This window comes from Achromobacter agilis (assembly GCF_900496965.1).
In the GTDB taxonomy this organism is placed as follows: Bacteria; Pseudomonadota; Gammaproteobacteria; order Burkholderiales; family Burkholderiaceae_B; genus Achromobacter; species Achromobacter agilis.
In genome coordinates, this window is sequence record NZ_UFQB01000022.1 from 22,853 (window position 1) to 42,221 (window position 19,369).

Here is a 19,369-nt window from a genome sequence, read left to right on the forward strand (position 1 = left end):
GCGCCTACGCCGCGACCGCCTCCTCCAGCATGTCCAGCCGGTCCTGGCCCCAGAACACTTCCCCCCGATAGACATAGGCGGGCGAGCCGAATACGCCCGCCTTGACCGCCTCGGCCGTGTTCCGCCGATAGCGGGCCTCGACACCGGGTTCGGCCGCGGCGGCCAGCAGCGCCGGGGCGTCCAGCCCCTGGCGCTGCAAAATGGCGCGCAGCGTGGCCTCGTCGGAGATGTCCTGCTCGTCGCACCACTCCGCTTTCAGGATGGCCTTGTACAGCGCCGCCACCGGCAGGCCGGCGAGATCGGCCGCGATGACGAGGCGCGATGCAAGGCCGGCGTCCGGGCACATATGCGCCGGCTGCGGATTGACGTGGATGCCCAGCTTGCGGCACCAGCGCGCCAGTTCCGCCACCCGGTAGGCCTGGCGCTCGGGCGAACGCCGGCCCAGCAGAATCCCTCCAGTGCGGGCGTAGACGTCTGGCAGGTCCACCGGCAGATAACGGATCGCCGCGCCCTGGCGCTCGGCCAGCGCTTCCAGGCGGTCGGCGCCCAGGTACGCCCAATCAGAGTTCATCCAAAAGTAATAGTCGATGGTCTTCATGGCGTCCTCAGGCCGGAGGCCGACGGCACGCGTATCGCGGGCGAGGCCGCTTCCTCGCTACGCATGCGCCAGGCGCTGTACAAAGCCACGACGCCCAGGATGCTCAGGTACCAGACTACGTACTTCGGATCGCCGCCGCCCTTGGCCAGGAGCCAGGTCGCGACGATGGGCGCCAGCCCGCCGCCGATGGCGCCGGAGACCTGCACCGCCAGCGAAATGCCCGTGTACCGCACGTGCGCCGGGAACTGGCTGGAGAACAGCGTGCCTTCCGGTCCGTACAGGCAGGCGTAGACCAGGCCGACCGCAAGGCAGACCGCCGCGATGATCCAGGTTTTGTCGCCCGTGCCCAGCCACTGGAAAAAGAGCGGCGCGCACGCCAGGATGCCCACCGCGCCGGCCATGAATACCCACTTGTGGCCGATCCGGTCGCCCAGCATGCCGAACAACGGCATGGTGAAGAGCGCGAGCGCGGCGCCCCAGATCGTGGCGTCCAGCATGACCGAACGTGGGATGCCCAGCGTGCCCGTCGCATAGGCCAGCGAAAAGGTCACCACGGTATAGAACCACGTCACCTCCGCCAGCCGCGCGCCCACCACGACCAGCAGGGCGCGCCGGTGCTTCTTCAGCACCTCGGCCACCGGCACCTCGACCTTGGCGCCCTTCTCCCGCATCTGCTCGAAGTCCGGCGATTCGGCCACTTTCACGCGGATGAACCAGCCCACCAGGAGCAACACCACGCTGGCCAGGAACGGCAGGCGCCAGCCCCAGGCCAGCATGTCGGCTTCCGGCAAGGAGGCGACGGCGCCCATCGCCAGGGACGACAGGATCAGGCCCGGCGCCACGCCGGCCTGCGGCAGGCTGCCGAAGAAGCCCTTCTTGCCGTCCGGCGCGTGCTCCACCGCCATCAGCACCGCTCCGCCCCATTCGCCGCCGACCGCGATGCCTTGCAGGAAACGCATCAGCACCAGCAGCACCGCCGCCCAGTAGCCGATCTGCTCGTAGGAAGGAATCAGCCCGATCAGGATGGTGGGCACGCCCATCAGCAGCAGCGTGATCAGCAGCATGGATTTGCGGCCGATCTTGTCGCCGTAGTGGCCGAATATCACGCCGCCCAGCGGCCGCGCGAAAAAGCCCACCGAATAGGTCGCGAACGCTGCCAGCGTGCCCGTCAACGGATCGAAGGATGGAAAGAAGATCTTGTTGAAGATCAGCGCGGCGGCGGTGCCGTAAAGGAAAAAGTCATACCACTCGATCGTGGTGCCCATCATGCTGGCCAGTCCAGCCGTCACGTATTCGCGGCGCGAGCGCGCAGCCGCAGGCTTGGTCGTCATCATCATGACTCCCCAAAAAAAAAGTCTGGAGGAAGGCCGCGGCGCGGCGTCAGGCGGCAGGCAGCGGCAAGGGCGCAACGCCATGCGTCTGCCGGGCCCAGTAGTTGAACGTCGCGTTGACGATCGAGGGCTTGAGCAGATAGTCGTGCGCCTCGCGCGCCAGCGCGTCGTCCACGGGCGTCAGCGGCCCGAACGCCTGCGCGCGGATCTGCATGCGCGCCGCGCGTTCCAGGTACACCGATAGGTAGGTCGCCTCTTCGCAGGACCTGCCCGCCGTCAGGTAGCCGTGATGGGCCAGGATGATGGCGCGCTTGCCGCCGAGCGCCTCGGAAATGATCAGGCCTTCCTGGTCCGCGATCGGCACGCCCGGCCATTCGCCCAGGAAGGCGCAGTCGTCATGCAGCGGCGTCATGTCCATCTGGGAGATCACCAGCGGCTGGCGGGCCGCGGCCAGCGCGGACGCCCATGGCGAATGGGTGTGGATGATGGCGTGCACGTCCGGCCGCGCCTCATAGACCCACAGGTGAAAGCGCGTGGCCGGATTGGCCATGCCCTCTCCCGTCAGCGTATGCAGGTCGCGGTCCACTTCGATGAAGTCCGCCGGCGTGGCCTCGTCGAAGCCCAGGCCGAACCGCAGCGTCCAGTAGGCGCCTGGCCGCTGCGAACGCATGCTGATCTGTCCGGCCAGGCCGGCCTCCTGCTCGGTCATGGCCAGAATGCGGCAGGCGTAGGCCATGGTGTCCTGGATGCTGCGCGGCACGGCGTGCAGATGGCGCGCCATTTCCTGCGTGGCGCGTGTATCGAAGTAGGATTTCTCTCGTAATGCGGTGCTCATATCTTCCCCTGTTTATCCCTTCGCCATCGACGCCGGCGGGCGCCGCGCGAAGTTCGGACAGTATGGAAAGCGCGGCGCGATCAAGCCATGCAGCCAGGCTCATAGCTGCTATTCAGCAGGCGGCGCCAAGGGGGAAGTAAGGGTTATTGCCGAGCGATGCGGTGCGCGCTGGCCAGCAATTCGCCCACCAGCGGCAAGGGCTGGCGGTGGGCCAGAGTAATCGCGACCACGCGCCGCCGCAGGATCGGGCTGTGGACGCGGATCTTGCGCAGGCCGTAGTCGTTGAGCAGCTTGTCGGGAATGCGGGACGGCAGGATACAGGCCCCCACCCCCGAGGACACCAGCTTCAGCATGGCGTCGATGGTTTCGGCCTCGGCCACGAATTCCGGCTCCAGGCCCGCGCTGTGGATCATCTTGCGCAGCGCGTAGTGCGGCGGAAAACCCACCAGCCGCAGGTTCATGCCGGCCAGGTCCACGTTGTCCATCAGCGGCTGGCCTGCCAACACGATGAGGCACATATCGTCGTCGAACAGCGTGGTCGACGCGAGGTTGTCGGAGGCGACCGCCGAATCGTAGACGAAGCCCACGTCCGCCTTGCCGCTTTCCACCAGCGCCACCACTTCCGGCGAGCTGCGGCCCATGACCGACAGGTTCACGTGTTCGTGGCTGCTGACGAAACTGGCCACCACCTCCGCCATGAAGTAGTAGCTAAGCGTGTGCACGGTGGCCAGCCTGACGGTTCCCTGCGTCACGCCTTCGCGCTGGCGCACGGACTCCAGCACGCGGTCGATGTTGCCATAGGCCGGCTGGATGCCGTCCAGCAGGCGCGCGCCGGCCTCGGTCAGCTCCACGCCCCGGCCCGTGCGGATGAAGAGCGGCTTGCCCACATAGGTTTCCAGCGCCGCCAACTGCCGGCTCAGCCCGGATTGCGTCTGGTCCAGGTCCTCGGCCGCCCGCGACAGCGATTTCAGTTCCGCGATGCGCAGGAAATAGCGCAACTGCCGGTCCGGTGTGTCCATACTGCCCCCGCCCCTTTTTATCTGATGCGCGCGTGTCGGCGCGGCTGACAGTGTGCACCAGGGACGGGGCCGGACACTACGGGGATTTGCGCTAAGGCGGGCATGGCGTACGCTAGGGCTTGCCCCACCCGGAGACACGCATGACCGCCCCCTCGCCCCAGCGCCCCATCCCCGCCACGATTGCCGCCGTGGTCCGCGACGGCCATGTGCTGCTGGTGCGCCGCGCCAATCCACCGGATGCGGGCTGCTGGGCGTTTCCCGGCGGCAAGATCGACGCGGGCGAGCGCCTTGAAACCGCCGTGGCGCGCGAACTGCTGGAAGAAACCGGCGTGCGCGCCGAACCGCTGCAGGTGTTCGACGCCGTGGACGTCTTCGACCGCGACGAGGCGGGCGCCCTGCGCCGCCATTTCATCCTGGTCGCGGTGCTGTGCCGCTGGCAGTCCGGCGAACCCGTCGCGGGCGACGACGCCAGCGATGCGCGCTGGGTGCCGCTGGCGGACCTGGGCAACCACGCGCTGGCGACGAGCTTCGGCGTGGCGGAATTGGCGCACAAGGCGGCGGCGCTGTCCGCCGCGCCTTAACCTCCGGCGCCCGCGCCGGACGCGCTCAACCAGTCCCGGAATGCGCGCGCCTTTTCCGGCATCGCGGCCCTGCCGGGCCATACGAGGTAGTACGCGAACTCCTCCAGCCTGGCGTCGTCCGCCAGGCGCACGAGCCGGCCTGCCGCCAGCTCGTCGGCGACCATGGCGGCAGGCAACAGGCCCGCGCCCTGCCCCGCGGCAACCGCCTTCAACAGCAGGCCGCCATCGTCGAACGCCGGCCCTCTCGGCAGACCCGCGTCTTCGATGCCCTGCGCCGCGAACCAGAGCTGCCAGCCATTGCGCGTTTCGTCGTGCACGCGCGGCCAGTCCAGCAAGTCCCGGGCGCTCCGCGGCGCGCCCATCCGGGCCGCGAGCTCAGCCGAAGCGACCGGCACGACTTCCACCGTCAACAGATGTTCGCTCCGCAATCCTGGATACCGGCCCAGCCCATGGCGAATCGCGATGTCCGCGCCGTCGCGGCCGAACGCCGTCAGGGCATTGCTGGTGACGATCTGCAGGTCGATCCCGGGATGGCGGGCGTGGAAATCGGCCAGCCGGGGGATCAGCCAGGCCGATGCGAAGAACGCGGTCGTGCTGACGACGAGCACCCGGCTTTCCGGGGGCTGGGCCACGCGCGCGGAGGCGGCAAGGATCTGCCGGAACGCGTTGCGCACGGGCGGCAGATAGCCGTGGCCCGCATCCGTCAGCTGAATGCCGCGGTTCACGCGCAGGAAGAGCGCCACGCCCAAGTGCTGTTCCAGCGTCTTGATCATCTGGCTGACCGCGCCAGGCGTCACGCACAGTTCCTGCGCGGCGGCCTTCACCGACAAGTGGCGGGCCGCGGCTTCGAAAGCGCGCAAGGCATTGAGCGGCGGTAGTCTGGGCGCAGGCATTCAGATTAGTTTTTCTAACGTAAATTGCATAGAAACAATGGCTTGTCCAGGCCATTTCGGCGATTTAACTTGTATTCCTTCCAGCCGATACAAGATCGATAAAGAATAGATTAACTACATGGAAAACATCAAGCAGAACCCCGCAGCGACCGCCCCATTCCATCACCTGGACCTGACCGCGCTGGCCGCCTTGATCCGGGCCGGCGACGTCTCGCCCGTCGAGATCGCGCAAGCCCAGTTGCAGCGGATCGACGAACTGGATGGCGCCTTGCGCAGCTATGCCTGCGTGACGGCGGCGTCGGCGCTGCGCGAGGCCGAAACCGCCGCGGCCGAGATCCGCGGCGGCCGCTACCGGGGCCCGCTGCATGGCGTGCCCCTCGCACTGAAAGACCTGTTCCGGCGCAAGGGCGTGCCGACGGCGGCGGGCACCGCCCTCCACCGCGGCGTGCCGGCAGACCATGACGCCACCGTCGTCCGCCGCCTGCGCAAGGCGGGCGCCGTGTTGCTGGGGCAATTGCAGATGAGCGAGGGCGCCTATTCGGATCACCACCCCGATATCGACGCGCCGCGCAACCCCTGGAACGCCGGCTACTGGACCGGCATTTCATCCAGCGGATCAGCGGTAGCCACCGCGGCGGGCCTCTGCTTCGGCGCAACGGCCTCGGACACCGGCGGCTCCATCCGGTGGCCCTGCGCCGCGACCGGGCTGACCGGCATCAAGCCGACCTGGGGCCGCGTCAGCCGCCACGGCACGTTCGAACTGGCCGCCTCGCTGGACCACATGGGCGTCATTGCCCGCAGCGCGCGGGATGCCGCCATCCTGCTCGAAGCGATCGCCGGCCCAGATCCTCTGGACCCCACCGCGCTGCAGGCGCCGGTGCCGGACTACACGCGGCTGGCCGCCGCGCCGGTAGCGGGGCTGCGGATCGGCGTGGACGCGGACTGGAACGGCGACGGCGCCGATCCCTGCACGCAAGCGATGCTCGCCGCCGCGGCGCACGTGTTCCAGGATCTGGGCGCAACGCTGGTGCCGCTGCGGTTTCCGGCGGCGGATGGCGAGCAGGCCGTCCGCGACTGGGCGCCGCACTGCGCGGTGGAGGCGGCCGTGGCGCACGCCGGCACCTACCCCTCGCGCGGCAACGCGTACGGCCCGGTCCTTGCGGCAGTACTCGAATCGGGACGCGCGCTATCCGGCCCGGACTATCAGCGCATCCTGTTGCGCCGCATGGCCTTGCGCGGCAAGGTGGACGCCCTCTTCACCGGGATCGATGCCCTGCTCACGCCGGTGCAGCCGATGGCCCCGCTCACGCTGCACGCCATCAGCACCCTGGGCACGCAACCCGGGCTGGTCGCCGCGCTGCAACGCTACACCTGCCTGTTCGACATGACGGGCCACCCCTGCCTGACGCTGCCCGCCGGCCAATGCGGCGCAGGCATGCCGATGGGCATTCAGCTGGTGGCCGCCAGGCTGGACGAGGCGACGCTATTGCAGCTTGGCGCCGCCTTCCAGACGGCGACGCAATGGCACCTGCGCCGCCCCCTTCCTTGAGGAGCACGGCATGACGATACCCTCCCACCCCCTCCGTGCCGGCGTCTGCGCAGACGGCATCTTCCATGGATGGCTGGTCGTGGCCGCCGCCTTCCTCATTACCTTGCTGGGGTTCGGCAGCGCGTACGCCTTCAGCACCTTCGTCGAAGCCCTGCAGCGCGACTTCTCCGCCACGCGCGGCGCGGTATCGCTGGTGTTCTCGCTGGCAGGGTTTCTCTACTTCGGTTTCGGCGCGGTCAGCGGACCCTTGGCGGACCGCTACGGGTCCCGCCGGCTGGCGTTGACGGGGATGCTGCTGCTGACGTCCGGCCTGGCGCTGGCGAGCGCAGCGCAGAACATGACGCAGATCTATCTGGCGTACGGCCTGGGTGTGGGGCTGGGCATCGGATGCTCCTATGTGCCGGTGGTCGGCGCGGTGCAGCGCTGGTTCGACCGCCGGCGCGCAATGGCTTCCGGGCTGGCGGTCAGCGGCATCGGGGTGGGCACGCTGCTCGTGCCTCCGCTGGCGTCCGCGCTCATCGACGCCTGGGGATGGCGCGCCGCCTATCTGATCCTGGCCGCCGGCGTGGCCGTCATCGGCAGCGCGGCGGCGCGGTGGGTAGAAAACGCGCCCCAGGATCGCGGCCTGCTTCCCGATGGCGCGCGCGGGGCAGCGCCCGCCTCGGCCGAGTCCCGCCCCCAACCGGCGGACCTGCCTGCGTCCGCGGCGATCCGCAGCAGGGCTTTTGCGCTGCTGTACCTGGGCTGCCTGGCCAGCGCATTCGGCGTCTTCGTGCCCTTCGTGCACCTGGTCCCTTATGCCCTGGACCATGGCATCAGGCCCGGACTGGCCGCGCTGCTCCTTGGCGCGATCGGCGTAGGCAGCACGGCGGGCCGCTATCTGGTCGGCGCGCTGGCCGACCGCCTGGGCCGGCGCGCATCCCTGGCCGCCATGTACGTTGGCATGGCGGCGGCGCTGGCGCTGTGGGGCGCCTGCGGCCAGTTCTGGACGCTTGCGTTATTCGCCCTCGCGTTTGGCGTCTGTTACGGCGGCTGGGTCGCGCTGCTGCCCGCCGTCGTCATGGACCGCTTCGGCGGCCGCCATATCAGCAGCATCATCGGCGTGCTCTACACCAGCGTGGCGTTCGGCACCCTGATCGGCCCGGTCGCGGCCGGCTACGCCTATGACTTGCGCGGCACCTATGCGCTGCCCATTGCCGCCAGCGCCGCGGCCAACCTGCTGGCGGCGGCAATCACCGGCCTGCTACCGCGCCAGCGCAACCGCTAGCGCTCCGCCCTCGCGCATTGGCCCTACTATAGACATCCCTTCCGGACTCCAACCAATGCCATGTTCGACGCCTATCTCTCCCGCTGGGAACTCGTGCCCGACGGCGCGCCCATCGTCACGCACGCGGCGCGGCTGCTGCCGGTACGCCACGCGGGCCTGCCCGCCATGCTCAAGGTTTCGCACGAAGAAGACGAAAGGCAAGGCGGCGTGCTGATGCGCTGGTGGGGCGGCCACGGCGCCGCGCGGGTGCTGGCCCACGACAGCGACGCCATCCTGCTGGAACGGGCCACCGGCACGCGGTCGCTGGCCGGATACGCCCGCAACGGCCGCGACGACGAAGCCACCCGCATCCTCTGCGGCGTGCTGAAGGATCTGCACGCCCCGCGCGCCAAGCCTTTGCCCGAGCTGCGCCCGCTGGAAAGCTGGTTTACGGATTTGTGGCCCGCCGTCCAGACCCACGGCGGCATCCTGGCGCACAGCGCCCGCCATGCCCGCGCCTTGCTCGACAACCAGCAGGACCAGGTGGTGCTGCATGGTGACATGCACCACGACAATGTCCTGGACTTCGGCGAGCGCGGCTGGCTGGTCATCGATCCCAAGCGCCTCTACGGCGAACGCGCCTTCGACTACGCCAACCTCTTCTGCAACCCCGACCTGTCGGATCCCGTTCCGCCCGTATCCATCGTGCCCGGGCGCTTCGAAAGGCGGCTGGACATCGTCGTCGCGCAATCGGGCCTGGACCGCCGCCGGCTGCTGCAATGGGTGGTCGCCTGGTGCGGACTGTCGGCCGCATGGTTCCTGGACGACGGCGACGACGCTTCGATCGACCTGAACATCGCCGCCCAGGCCCAGGCGCTGCTCGACCATTGACGCGCTCCGGCACCCGGCCTCGCGCGACGAAGGCGCCGGCTTGATGCGGTAAGGTGGAGCCCCTCACCCCTTATCGCTTCATTCCCGGAGTACCGAATGACCGGATTGTTCATCGTGGTGGCGGCGCTGGCGTTTCTGATGCTGGCGGCGTATCGAGGCTATAGCGTGATTCTGTGCGCGCCCATCGCGGCCATGGGCGCGGTGTTATTGACGGACCCATCGGCGCTGGCGCCCGTGTTCTCGGGCATCTTCATGGAACGCATGGCGGGTTTCGCCAAGCTCTACTTCCCCGTCTTCCTGCTGGGCGCGGTGTTCGGCAAGCTCATCGAGCTGTCGGGTTTTTCGCGCGCCATCGTGCAGGCGGTGCTGCGCCTGATCGGCGCCGAACGCGCCATCATGGCCATCGTGCTGGTCTGCGCGGTGCTGACCTACGGCGGCGTATCGCTCTTCGTCGTCGTGTTCGCGGTCTATCCCTTCGCCGCCGAGATGTTCCGCCAGGGCGGCATTCCGAAGCGGTTGATGCCCGGCGCGATCGCCCTGGGCGCGTTCACCTTCACGATGACGGCCTTGCCCGGCACCCCGCAGATCCAGAACATCATCCCCACCACATTCTTCGAGACCACCACCTGGGCCGCGCCATGGCTGGGCCTGATCGGCGCCGCGTTCACGCTGACGGCCGGCGTCTCTTACCTCGAATGGCGGCGCAAGCGGGCGGCGGCTGGCGAGACCTATGGCACCGACCTGCGCAACGAACCCGCGACGCCGCCGGGCGAACGCAACCATCACCCGCTGATCGCGCTGCTGCCGCTGGTCGTGGTGGGCGTGGCCAACTACCTGCTGACGCGCTGGATTCCGGGCTGGTATCCGGCCGGTTCCGAAGTGGCGCTGCCCGGCCTGCCCAAGCCCATGCCCGTCAACGCCGAGGACCAGGTGGCCTTGTGGGCGGTCATGGGCGCGCTGATCGCAGGCATCGTCACCATCCTGCTGTTCTCCTTCCGGGCCATCAAGGCGCACTTCGCCGAAGGCAGCAAGAGCGCGGTGTCGGGCGCCCTGCTGGCCTCCATGAACACCGCCGCCGAGTATGGCTTCGGCGGCGTGATCGCCGCGCTGCCGGGCTTCCTGCTGGTGGCCGATGCGCTCAAGGCCATTCCCGACCCGCTGGTGGGCGAGGCGGTGGCCGTGACCTCGCTGGCCGGCATCACCGGTTCGGCCTCGGGCGGCATGAGCATTGCGCTGGCCGCCATGGCGCAGACCTTCATCGACAGCGCCAACGCGGCGGGCATCCCGATGGAAGTGCTGCACCGGATCGCCGCCATGGCCAGCGGCGGCATGGACACGCTGCCCCACAACGGCGCGGTGATCACCTTGCTGGCGGTGACCGGCCTTACGCACCGCCAGTCCTACGGCGATATCTTCGCCATCACCATGATCTCCACCTTGTCGGTCTTCCTGGCGATCGCCGTGTACTACCTCACGGGGATCGTTTGAGCGAAGGCGGGGGCAATCACCTCCGCCAGCCACTGCGTGAAGACCCGCACCCTGGCGGACACCTGGCGGTTCTGCGGGTACAGCACCGACACGGGCATGGGCGCGGGCGGCGTGGCGGGCAGCACGATCTTGAGTTCGCCTGCCGCCAGTTCGCGTTCGATGCGGTAGCGCGGCACCTGGACCAGCCCCAACCCCGCCAGCGCCGCGCCCGTATAGAGTTCGGCCCCCGTGACGCTGACCACGGCTCGCGGCCGGACCTGCACATTGCGCCCCTCCACCATGAAATCCAGGGGCAGGCTGCGCCCCGTCGCGCTGGACAGGTAGTCCACCGCGCAATGTTCCTCCAGGTCTTCCAGGCGCCTGGGCTCGCCACGGCGCGCCAGGTAGGCCGGGCTTGCGACAGTCACCTGCGGCATCAGCGCGATCTGCCGCCCCACCAGCGATGAGTCCTGCAGAGACCCCGTGCGCAGCACGCAATCCACGCCTTCGCGCACCAGGTCCACCAGGCGGTCGTCCTCGCCCAGGTGCAGCACGATGTCGGGATAGCGCTCGAGGAAACCGGGCAGGCCCGGCATCACGAAGAACCTGGCCAGGGTGCCCTGCGCATTGACGCGCAACAACCCCTTGGGCGCCGTGTCCAGGAATGCGCCGTCGGCCTCTTCCAGGTCCGCCAGCAGCCGGACGCAACGGCGATAGTGGGCCTCGCCGTCATGCGTCAGCCGCACCTGGCGAGTGGTGCGCTCGAGCAGCCTGGCGCCCAGCCGCGCCTCCATCCGCTTGATCAGGTTGGTCACCGTGGGACGGGGAATCTGCAGATCCTCGGCGGCCTTGGAAAAGCTGCCCCGCTCGGCGATGCGCACGAACACCCGCATTTCCTGGAAACGGTCCATGGTGTGTCGTCCATTATTAATTCAAATGAAATTATGTTAGCGAATATAGAGTAATTATCTTCTGTCTGGAATAGTTCATGATGCGGCTCATCCCCTCACACACTGGAGAAACGCCATGAGCACCCAAGCCCAGCAACGTATTGCCCTGGTCACCGGCGGATCGCGCGGCATCGGCGCCGCCATCGCGCGCCGGCTGGCCCGCGACGGTTTCGCCGTCGCCATCAACTATGCCTCCAGCGCGGCGGAAGCCGACGCGCTGGTGCGCGACATCCAACAGGCAGGCGGCCGCGCGGCCGCGGTGCGCGCCGACGTGTCGCGGGCCGAGGACGTGCGCGCCATGTTCGGCCAGGTGGAATCGGAGCTGGGCCGCATCGACGTGCTGGTCAATAGCGCCGGCATTCTCGAAATCAAGCCGCTGGCTGAGACCAGCGACGAACTGTTCGAGCGGACATTCGCCATCAACACGCGCGGCACTTTCAACACGCTGCGCGAGGCGGCCGCCCGCCTGGCCGACGGCGGCGCCATCGTCAACGTGTCCAGCACCACGGTGGTGCTCAACCTGCCCGGCTATTCCGTCTACATCGCCAGCAAGGCCGCGGTGGAAAGCCTGACCCAGGTGTTCGCCAAGGAATTGCGCGGGCGCCGAATCACCGTCAACGCGGTGGCTCCCGGCCCCGTCGCCACGGAACTGTTCATGAAGGGCAAAAGCGCCGAGCTGATCGAGCACTACGCCAAGATGCCACCCCTGGAGCGCCTGGGCCAGCCCGACGATATCTCAGGCGTGGTGTCGTTCCTGGCGGGCCCCGACGCCGGCTGGGTCAACGGCCAGGTTCTGCGCGCCAACGGCGGCATCGCCTGAGCGCGCTCTCTCCTCCCTACGCATGAGTCCGTCCGCTTCGGCGGACGCGCGGCGCATCGCCCGGATAGCCGCGAATTTGCTTGTCCACTCATCCGTTCTACCCATGCGCGCCTCGGCTGATGGGTTGAGCGGATTCTGGCGCTGGGCGTTTTTCTCCAACGATCACTCGGGCCTTTGACTTACGGACAAGTCTGGCCAGTCGCATGAGGTTTGCATGAGACGGAGGGCGGAAAGTCTGTATTAGGCTGACTTCCGCAGTACTCCGACTCACCTTGATCGATTGGACGAAAGCAAATGAATCAACTCATTCATCCGGACTGCCACCCCTTCACCGCAGCGGGCAATCTGAAGCAGATTTCCGCGTTTTACGAGGAGGGACGTCGAGTCATGTGGATGATGCTCCGGGCGCAGCCTCGCCCATGCTTTAACCATGAACTGATAGACGAAATCATGAACCTGGCGCGCGCCGCCAAGGACTCCGGCCTGCCCATCGACTTCTGGGTCACGGGCTCGCTGGTTCCGCAGATCTACAACGTCGGCGGCGATCTCAACTTCTTCGCCGAAGCCATCCGCACCGGCAAGCGCGAGGCCTTGCGGGCCTATGCGAGGGCCTGCGTGGATTGCGTGCATGCCGCCACGCGCGGTTTCGACACCGGCGCGATCTCGCTCGCGATGATCGAAGGCTCGGCGCTGGGCGGCGGCTTCGAAGCCGCGCTGGCCCATCACTTCGTGCTGGCTCAGAACACTGCCCGCATGGGCTTCCCGGAAATTGCGTTCAACCTGTTCCCGGGCATGGGCGGCTATTCGCTGGTGGCCCGGCGTTCGGGCATGAAGCTGGCGGAAGAACTGATCGGCACGGGCGAATCCCATACCGCCGAATGGTTCCACGCCAGGGGCCTAGTGGACGTGCTGTTCGAACCGGGCGAGGCCTACAAGGCCACGCGCACCTTCATCGACGTGATGCGGCCCAAGCTCAACGGCATGCGCGCCATGCTGCGCGCCCGCCAGCGCGTGCTGACTCTGCCGCGCTCCGAGCTGATGGACATCACCGAGGATTGGGTGGAGGCCGCGTTCTCGATCGACCCCAAGGACCGCGCCTACATGGAGCGCCTGGTGCTCGCGCAGAACCGCCGTAGCGCCGTCACGGCCGACGCCGCGCTGGACGCCACCATGCACTGATCCCCCGGTGCGATGCCGGCTGCTTCAGGCGATCAGATGCAGCCGGCGGCGCTGGGTCAGCCAGGCGGTGAACTCCGCCGCCGGCATGGGCTTGGCGTAGAGGTAACCCTGCTTGGCGTCCACGCCCAGCGTATCCACGAACACGGCTTCTTCCGTCGTTTCCACGCCTTCGGCGATCACCTTCAGTTCCAGCGTGCGCGCCACCGCGACGATGGCGCGCGCCAGCGCCTGCGACACCGGGTTTTCATTCACGCCGCGCACGAAGCTGGCGTCCAGCTTGATCGCGTCCAACGGAATGCGCGCAAGCTGCGATAGCGAGGAATACCCCGTGCCGAAGTCGTCCAGGTGCACGCGCGCGCCCAGCTGCCGGAACTGCTTGATCAGTTCGATGGCCGCGCCTTCGTCGTCGATCAGGCAGCTTTCGGTAAGTTCGATGTCCAGCAGGCAGGGATCCAGGTTGGCGTCGCTGATCGCGCGCATGAATTCGCTGACCACGCCCTTGTCGTTCAACTGGCGGGCCGACATATTGATGGCGATCCGGATGTTCAGGCCGTCCCGCTTCCAGGCGGCCGCCTGCCGGGCGGCTTCGCGCATGACCCATATGCCCAGCGGCGAGATCAGGCCCGATTCCTCGGCATACGGGATGAAGGCGTCCGGGCCGACCATGCCGCGCTCGGGCGAGCGCCAGCGCACCAGCGCTTCCACGCCGTCCACCTCGCCGGTGCGGCCGGCCAGCTTGGGCTGGTAATACAGCATCAGGTGGTCTTCGGCCAGGGCCTTGCGCAGATTGGTGTCCAGCCAGACGTAGTCCGCGTTGCGCCGGTCCATCTCGGGCTGGAAGACGCGATACGTGTGCCGCCCGGCTTCCTTGGCCACGTACATGGCAATATCGGCGCTGCGCACCACGCTGTCCAGGTCCGCGCCGTGGTCGGGGTACATGGCGATGCCGATGGAGCAGCTGGTGTAGACCTCGATCAGCCCCTGGCGGAAAGGTTCGCGCAGGCGCTCGATGATGCGCTGGGCGGTGGCTTCGAGCTCCCAGGGCTGCGCCGACTCCTGCAGGACGATGAATTCGTCGCCGCCCAGCCGCGCCAGCGTCTGGCCTTCGGACAGGCAGGCGGATATGGCCACCGCCACCGCCTTGAGCAGGTGGTCGCCGAAACCGTGGCCGTAGTGGTCGTTGATGCGCTTGAAATTGTCCAGGTCCAGGAACAGCACGCCGCCCCGCCCGTCCTGGCCCGCCGCCAGCGCCGCCTTCAGCCGCGTCGTAATCGCGTGGCGGTTGGGCAGATTGGTGAGCATGTCGGTATTGGCCAGCACGCGCAGGCGTTCCTGCGCCTGGCGTTCTTCCGTGATGTCGGTGCCCGAGCAGATCAGGTAGACGCGTTTTTCACCGCTGCCGCTGGTGACGAACTTGTTGCGGAACAGGAACAGCCGGGGGCCCTTGACCGTATTGATCACCCGCTCGGCCTCGTAGGACTGGCCGCGCTTGTAGAACTCGGCGATATTGCGGCGCGACGCGACGGCCTCTTCGCGCGTCATGAACATCTCGAAGACGCTGCGCCCGACGATGTCCTGTTCGCGCTTGCCGGTGTATTCCTCGCTTAGCTTGTTGAAGCGCTGTACGCGGCCGTTCTGGTCGACGATGACGATGACCGAGTTGGCCTCGGACACCACCGTCTCGGCGAAGGACAGGCCCTCGACCAGATCCTTGGCCACGGATTCGGTATCGGAATGCGCGGATGCGGTGCCCGCCCACTCGTTGGGATTGATCTTGCGGCCCACCAGGTGGAGGCGCAACAGGTCGCCGTACAGCGTGATGTCGATGCGCACGCTGGAAGTAATGCCCGTCAGCGCGCGTATCGCCCCGGCCTGTTCCGGCCGCAGCGCCGTCGCGATGTTGGCGGCGCCTTTTACGGCAGCCAATTCGAATGCATCGCTATCGGCGGCCAGACGCCAATACGGGCTATTCGTACCGAAATGCGCGTACAGGATCGATCTTTCGTCCTGGTTCTCTGTCATTGTGGTATCCCCCTGCCGTCCTAGGATGGCCCGCAAAATACATTACGGCCTACTTAATTCGGGGTCAACCTCCCTGTATGGGGCCGCCATGCGTTTATTGCGGAATATTGCACCTGCCTGGCGGAGCGGCGCAGCAAACCCTCGGGGCCGTGATCGATTTGATGCGCACTCCCGGACTTTCACGCAAGCCTTGTTGCGCGCGCGCCTCGGCCGCCCTTAAGCGACATCGCCGGAAATTCCTGGCGGAACTTCCGGCGAATGACGCAACGGCGCAACCTTGAAGCGGGCGGACGATCAATCGCCCTTGACGCCGGCCTCGTCGATCACCTTGGTCCAGCGGGCCACCTCGGCCGACACGCGGGCGCCGGCATCGGCGGGCGTGGTCCAGGTGGCGATCGCGCCCTGGTTCAGCAACGACGCCTTGACTTCCGGCTTGGCCAGGATCTTCTTCAGTTCGCCGTTCAGGCGGTCCACGACCGGAGCGGGCGTATTGGCCGGCGCCACGATGCCGAACATCGAACTCACCTCGAAGTCCTTCAGCCCGGCCTCGGCGGCGGTGGGCACGTCCGGCAGCGCGTCCACGCGCTGCGGCGAGGTCACCGCCAGCGCCCGCAGCTTGCCCGCCTTGATGTTGGCCTGGGCCGCCGGCACGGTTTCGATCATGCTGAGCACCTGGCCGCCCATCAGGTCGGTCATGGCGGGGCCGCTGCCCTTGTAAGGCACGTGCAGCACATCCACGCCCGCCGTGCGCTTGAACATTTCACCGGCCAGATGCTGGGGCGAACCGTTGCCGGCCGACGCCATGGTGATGAAGCCGGGCTTGGACTTGGCCAGCGCGATGAACTCCGGCAGCGTCTTCGCCTGCACCGACGGGTTCACCACGAACACCAGCGGCACCGTGCCCACGATGGACACCGGCGCGAAGCTCTTCTCCACGTCATAGGTGACGCGGCCCCGGTACAGCGCGGCGTTGATGGAATGGCTGGTCAGCGCGCCCATCAACAGCGTATAGCCGTCGGCCGGCGCCTTCGCGACCTGGTCCGCGCCGATATTGCCGGCGGCGCCCGCGCGGTTCTCCACGACCACCGACTGGCCCAGCGCGCCCGTCAACTCCTGCGCCAGCACGCGGCCGATCACGTCGGTCGCGCCGCCCGGCGGATAGGGAACGATCAGGCGGATGGGCTTGTCGGGGTAGGCATCGGCGGCCAGCGCCGGGGCGGAAACGCCGGCGCACAGCGCCAGCAGGGAAAACAGCACAGCGCGGCGCGGCCGCAGACGCAGGTCTGACATGTAGGTCTCCTGCCGGGATGAGTATAGGAATGCGGGGACGCCCGGCTCGTCAACGGCGCCAGTGTAGGATCACTCACTTGATTGAAGAAGCAGAATTTTTCTATCGACTGATCGATAATAAAGATCAATAAATAGTCGAATATAAAGCGCTTGCCGCCGCTTTCAAAGGGTGGCTATGATGCTGCCATCAAATTATCAATAATATTATCGAGAGCGAAAATGACGGACGAGACCAAGCACGGCAAGCCGGCCCCGGGGCCTTTCGACAGCGCGGGCACGGCCTCGCGCGGCGTGGCCCGCGGGCTCACCAACTACGGCGACACCGGCTTTTCGCTCTTCCTGCGCAAGGCGTTCATCAAGGGCGCGGGCTACACCGACGACGCGCTGTCCCGCCCCATCATCGGCATCGTCAACACGGGCAGCAGCTACAACCCCTGCCACGGCAATGCTCCCCAGTTGATCGAGGCCGTCAAGCGCGGCGTGATGCTGGCCGGCGGCCTGCCGATGGACTTCCCCACCATCTCGGTGCATGAGAGTTTCTCGCAGCCCACCAGCATGTACCTGCGCAACCTCATGTCCATGGACACCGAGGAAATGATCCGCGCGCAGCCCATGGATGCCGTGGTGCTCATCGGCGGCTGCGACAAGACCGTGCCCGCCCAGTTAATGGGCGCCGCGTCTGCCGGCGTGCCCGCCATCCAGCTCGTCACGGGTTCCATGCTCACCGGTTCGCACCGCGGCGAGCGCGTGGGCGCCTGCACCGACTGCCGCCGCTACTGGGGCCGCTACCGCGCCGAAGAGATCGACGCGCAAGAGATCGCGGACGTCAACAACCAGCTGGTGGCCAGCGTCGGCACCTGTTCCGTGATGGGCACCGCCAGCACCATGGCCTGCATCACCGAAGCCCTCGGCATGATGGTGGCGGGCGGCGCCTCCGCGCCCGCCGTCACCGCCGACCGGGTGCGCGTCGCCGAAAAGACCGGCGCCACGGCGGTGGCCATGGCCGCCTCGCGGCTGACGCCGGACCGTATCCTGACCGGCAAGTCCATCGAGAACGCGCTGCGCGTGCTGCTTGCCATCGGCGGGTCGACCAACGGCATCGTCCACCTGACCGCCATCGCCGGCCGCCTGGGCATCGACATCGACCTGGCCGGCCTGGACCGCATCAGCCGCGAGACCCCGGTGCTGGTGGACCTCAAGCCCTCCGGCCAGCACTATATGGAAGACTTCCACGACGCGGGTGGCATGCCGGCGCTGCTGCGCGAACTGCGCCCCTACCTGCACCTGGACGTGCTGACGGTATCCGGACGCACGCTCGGCGAAGAACTCGACGGCGCGCCTCCCGCCTTCCCGCAGGAGGTCATCCGCAAGCCGGCGTCGCCCATATACCCCGTGGGCGGCCTGGCCGTGCTGCGCGGCAACCTGGCGCCCGGCGGCGCCATCATCAAGCAGTCCGCCGCCAACGCCGCGCTGATGGAACACGAAGGCCGCGCCGTGGTCTTCGAAGACGCCGAGGACATGGCGCGCCGCATCGACGACGACGCGCTCGACGTCGCCGCCGACGACATCCTGGTGCTCAAGCGCATCGGCCCGACCGGCGCCCCCGGCATGCCCGAGGCCGGCTACATGCCGATTCCCAAGAAGCTGGCGCGCGCCGGCGTGAAGGACATGGTGCGCATCTCCGACGGCCGCATGAGCGGCACCGCGGCCGGCACCATCGTGCTGCACGTCACGCCCGAAGCCGCCATCGGCGGCCCGCTGGCCTACGTGCAAAATGGCGACCGGATCCGCCTGTCGGTGGCCGGCCGCGAAATCTCGCTGCTGGTGGACGAGGCCGAACTGGCCCGTCGCGCCGCGGCCCAGCCCGTCAGCCGCCCGGCCGCCGACCGCGGCTACCGCAAGCTGTTCCTGCAATCGGTGACCCAGGCCGACCAGGGCGTCGATTTCGACTTCCTGCGCGCCGGCGTCACGCGCGACACCGTCCCGAAGAAATAGGCCTGCGCCCCATGAACGCCATCACGTCCGACGCCCTGCAGGCCCAGGCTCCCGACGCCGTGCAAGCCGCGGTGGCGGCCCTGGAGGAAGACATCGTCTTCGGCCGGCTGCATCCGCGCGAACGGCTGACCGAAGACGACCTGATGGCGCGCTTCTCCATGAAGCGCCACGTCGTGCGGCAGGTCCTGGCCGACCTGGAACTGCTGGGCGCGGTCGAGAAAAAGCGCAACGTGGGCGCCGTCGTGCGCGCCTTCTCGGCGCGCGAGGTGATGGAGCTGTATGCCCTGCGCGAGGTGCTGGAAGTCCACGCTGCCAGCCTGATTCCCCTGCCCGTGCCGCAGGCGCGGCTGACGGCGCTGGTAGCCGTGCAGCGCGAACACGACGCGGCGGTGGCCGACGGCGACGCCCGCCGCGTATTCCGCAGCAACCAGCGCTTCCACCACGAGTTCTTCAGCCTGCTGGATAACGCGGTGCTGGGCCAGGCCATCGAGGAATACGCGCGCCGCACGCACCCCATCCGCTTCGGATCGCTGACCTCCGCCGCCTACCGCGAGCGGTCCCGGCAGGAGCACTGGGCCCTGATCCACGCGCTGCGCGACGGCGACCGCGACGCGCTGATGGCCGTCTGCCGCAACCACCTGGTGCCCTCGCGCGACGCCTACCTGGCGTCCGAACGGGCCCGGCCGGGCATATGACGGCCGGC

General features: G+C 67.9%; 17 protein-coding genes. 9 read left to right on the top strand and 8 right to left on the bottom strand.

Annotation, left to right across the window (positions count from 1 at the left end; all coding sequences use genetic code 11):
* Positions 1-4 precede the first annotated feature (4 nt).
* The 4 genes from AGI3411_RS22240 to AGI3411_RS22255 form a co-directional block, all read right to left on the bottom strand.
* On the bottom strand, positions 5-598 hold the full coding sequence (locus AGI3411_RS22240) for a 2-hydroxychromene-2-carboxylate isomerase (RefSeq protein ID WP_129529502.1): 594 nt from the start codon (positions 596-598) through the stop codon (positions 5-7).
* Positions 595-1,932, bottom strand: a complete 1,338-nt coding sequence (locus AGI3411_RS22245) for an MFS transporter (RefSeq protein ID WP_129529591.1) — start codon at positions 1,930-1,932, stop codon at positions 595-597. Before AGI3411_RS22245 ends, AGI3411_RS22240 begins: the two co-directional genes overlap by 4 nt.
* Before the next feature lie 46 nt (positions 1,933-1,978).
* Positions 1,979-2,764, bottom strand: a complete 786-nt coding sequence (locus AGI3411_RS22250) for an aldolase (protein ID WP_129529503.1) — start codon at positions 2,762-2,764, stop codon at positions 1,979-1,981.
* 143 nt (positions 2,765-2,907) lie between these two features.
* Positions 2,908-3,783 (bottom strand): LysR family transcriptional regulator, encoded by an 876-nt coding sequence (locus AGI3411_RS22255; RefSeq protein WP_129529504.1) that lies wholly within the window; start codon positions 3,781-3,783, stop codon positions 2,908-2,910.
* A 140-nt stretch (positions 3,784-3,923) separates the two neighbouring features.
* Here AGI3411_RS22255 and AGI3411_RS22260 point away from each other — a divergent pair, with 140 nt between their 5' ends.
* Positions 3,924-4,364: an NUDIX hydrolase gene (locus AGI3411_RS22260; RefSeq protein WP_129529505.1), complete on the top strand. Its 441-nt coding sequence runs from the start codon at positions 3,924-3,926 to the stop codon at positions 4,362-4,364.
* Here the strand turns inward: AGI3411_RS22260 and gcvA are convergent.
* The gene (gcvA, locus tag AGI3411_RS22265; protein WP_129529506.1) at positions 4,361-5,257 is read right to left on the bottom strand and encodes a transcriptional regulator GcvA; all 897 of its coding nucleotides are present in this window, start codon (positions 5,255-5,257) and stop codon (positions 4,361-4,363) included. The two genes, AGI3411_RS22260 and gcvA, sit on opposite strands and share 4 nt — an antisense overlap.
* Positions 5,258-5,375: 118 nt before the next feature.
* Here gcvA and AGI3411_RS22270 point away from each other — a divergent pair, with 118 nt between their 5' ends.
* From AGI3411_RS22270 to AGI3411_RS22285, 4 genes are all read left to right on the top strand, one after another.
* Complete coding sequence (locus AGI3411_RS22270) at positions 5,376-6,806, top strand: amidase (protein ID WP_129529507.1); 1,431 nt, start codon at positions 5,376-5,378, stop codon at positions 6,804-6,806.
* A 10-nt stretch (positions 6,807-6,816) separates the two neighbouring features.
* Complete coding sequence (locus tag AGI3411_RS22275; protein ID WP_129529508.1) at positions 6,817-8,073, top strand: MCT family MFS transporter; 1,257 nt, start codon at positions 6,817-6,819, stop codon at positions 8,071-8,073.
* A 60-nt stretch (positions 8,074-8,133) separates the two neighbouring features.
* Positions 8,134-8,943, top strand: coding sequence for an aminoglycoside phosphotransferase family protein (locus AGI3411_RS22280; RefSeq protein ID WP_129529509.1), 810 nt, complete (start codon positions 8,134-8,136; stop codon positions 8,941-8,943).
* Between the two features lie 96 nt (positions 8,944-9,039).
* Positions 9,040-10,431: a GntP family permease gene (locus AGI3411_RS22285; protein WP_129529510.1), complete on the top strand. Its 1,392-nt coding sequence runs from the start codon at positions 9,040-9,042 to the stop codon at positions 10,429-10,431.
* On the opposite strand, the gene AGI3411_RS22290 is transcribed toward AGI3411_RS22285, so the two are convergent.
* Positions 10,410-11,321, bottom strand: a complete 912-nt coding sequence (locus AGI3411_RS22290) for a LysR family transcriptional regulator (RefSeq protein ID WP_129529511.1) — start codon at positions 11,319-11,321, stop codon at positions 10,410-10,412. The genes AGI3411_RS22285 and AGI3411_RS22290 overlap by 22 nt on opposite strands.
* Before the next feature lie 115 nt (positions 11,322-11,436).
* Between AGI3411_RS22290 and AGI3411_RS22295 the strand changes: the two genes are divergently transcribed.
* Positions 11,437-12,180, top strand: coding sequence for an SDR family oxidoreductase (locus tag AGI3411_RS22295; RefSeq protein WP_129529512.1), 744 nt, complete (start codon positions 11,437-11,439; stop codon positions 12,178-12,180).
* 294 nt (positions 12,181-12,474) lie between these two features.
* A complete protein-coding gene (locus AGI3411_RS22300; RefSeq protein WP_129529513.1) occupies positions 12,475-13,359 on the top strand; it encodes a crotonase/enoyl-CoA hydratase family protein in 885 nt (294 codons plus the stop codon).
* A 24-nt stretch (positions 13,360-13,383) separates the two neighbouring features.
* Here AGI3411_RS22300 and pdeR read toward each other — a convergent pair whose 3' ends face one another.
* On the bottom strand, positions 13,384-15,381 hold the full coding sequence (gene pdeR / locus AGI3411_RS22305; protein ID WP_129529514.1) for a cyclic di-GMP phosphodiesterase: 1,998 nt from the start codon (positions 15,379-15,381) through the stop codon (positions 13,384-13,386).
* A gap of 294 nt (positions 15,382-15,675) precedes the next feature.
* Positions 15,676-16,671 carry a Bug family tripartite tricarboxylate transporter substrate binding protein gene (locus tag AGI3411_RS22310; RefSeq protein WP_129529515.1) on the bottom strand — a complete coding sequence of 332 codons (996 nt, stop codon included), beginning with the start codon at positions 16,669-16,671 and terminating at the stop codon, positions 15,676-15,678.
* Between the two features lie 219 nt (positions 16,672-16,890).
* Between AGI3411_RS22310 and AGI3411_RS22315 the strand changes: the two genes are divergently transcribed.
* On the top strand, positions 16,891-18,666 hold the full coding sequence (locus AGI3411_RS22315; protein WP_129529516.1) for an IlvD/Edd family dehydratase: 1,776 nt from the start codon (positions 16,891-16,893) through the stop codon (positions 18,664-18,666).
* Positions 18,667-18,677: 11 nt separating this feature from the next.
* Positions 18,678-19,361: a GntR family transcriptional regulator gene (locus AGI3411_RS22320; RefSeq protein ID WP_129529517.1), complete on the top strand. Its 684-nt coding sequence runs from the start codon at positions 18,678-18,680 to the stop codon at positions 19,359-19,361.
* The last annotated feature ends 8 nt before the right edge of the window (positions 19,362-19,369 follow it).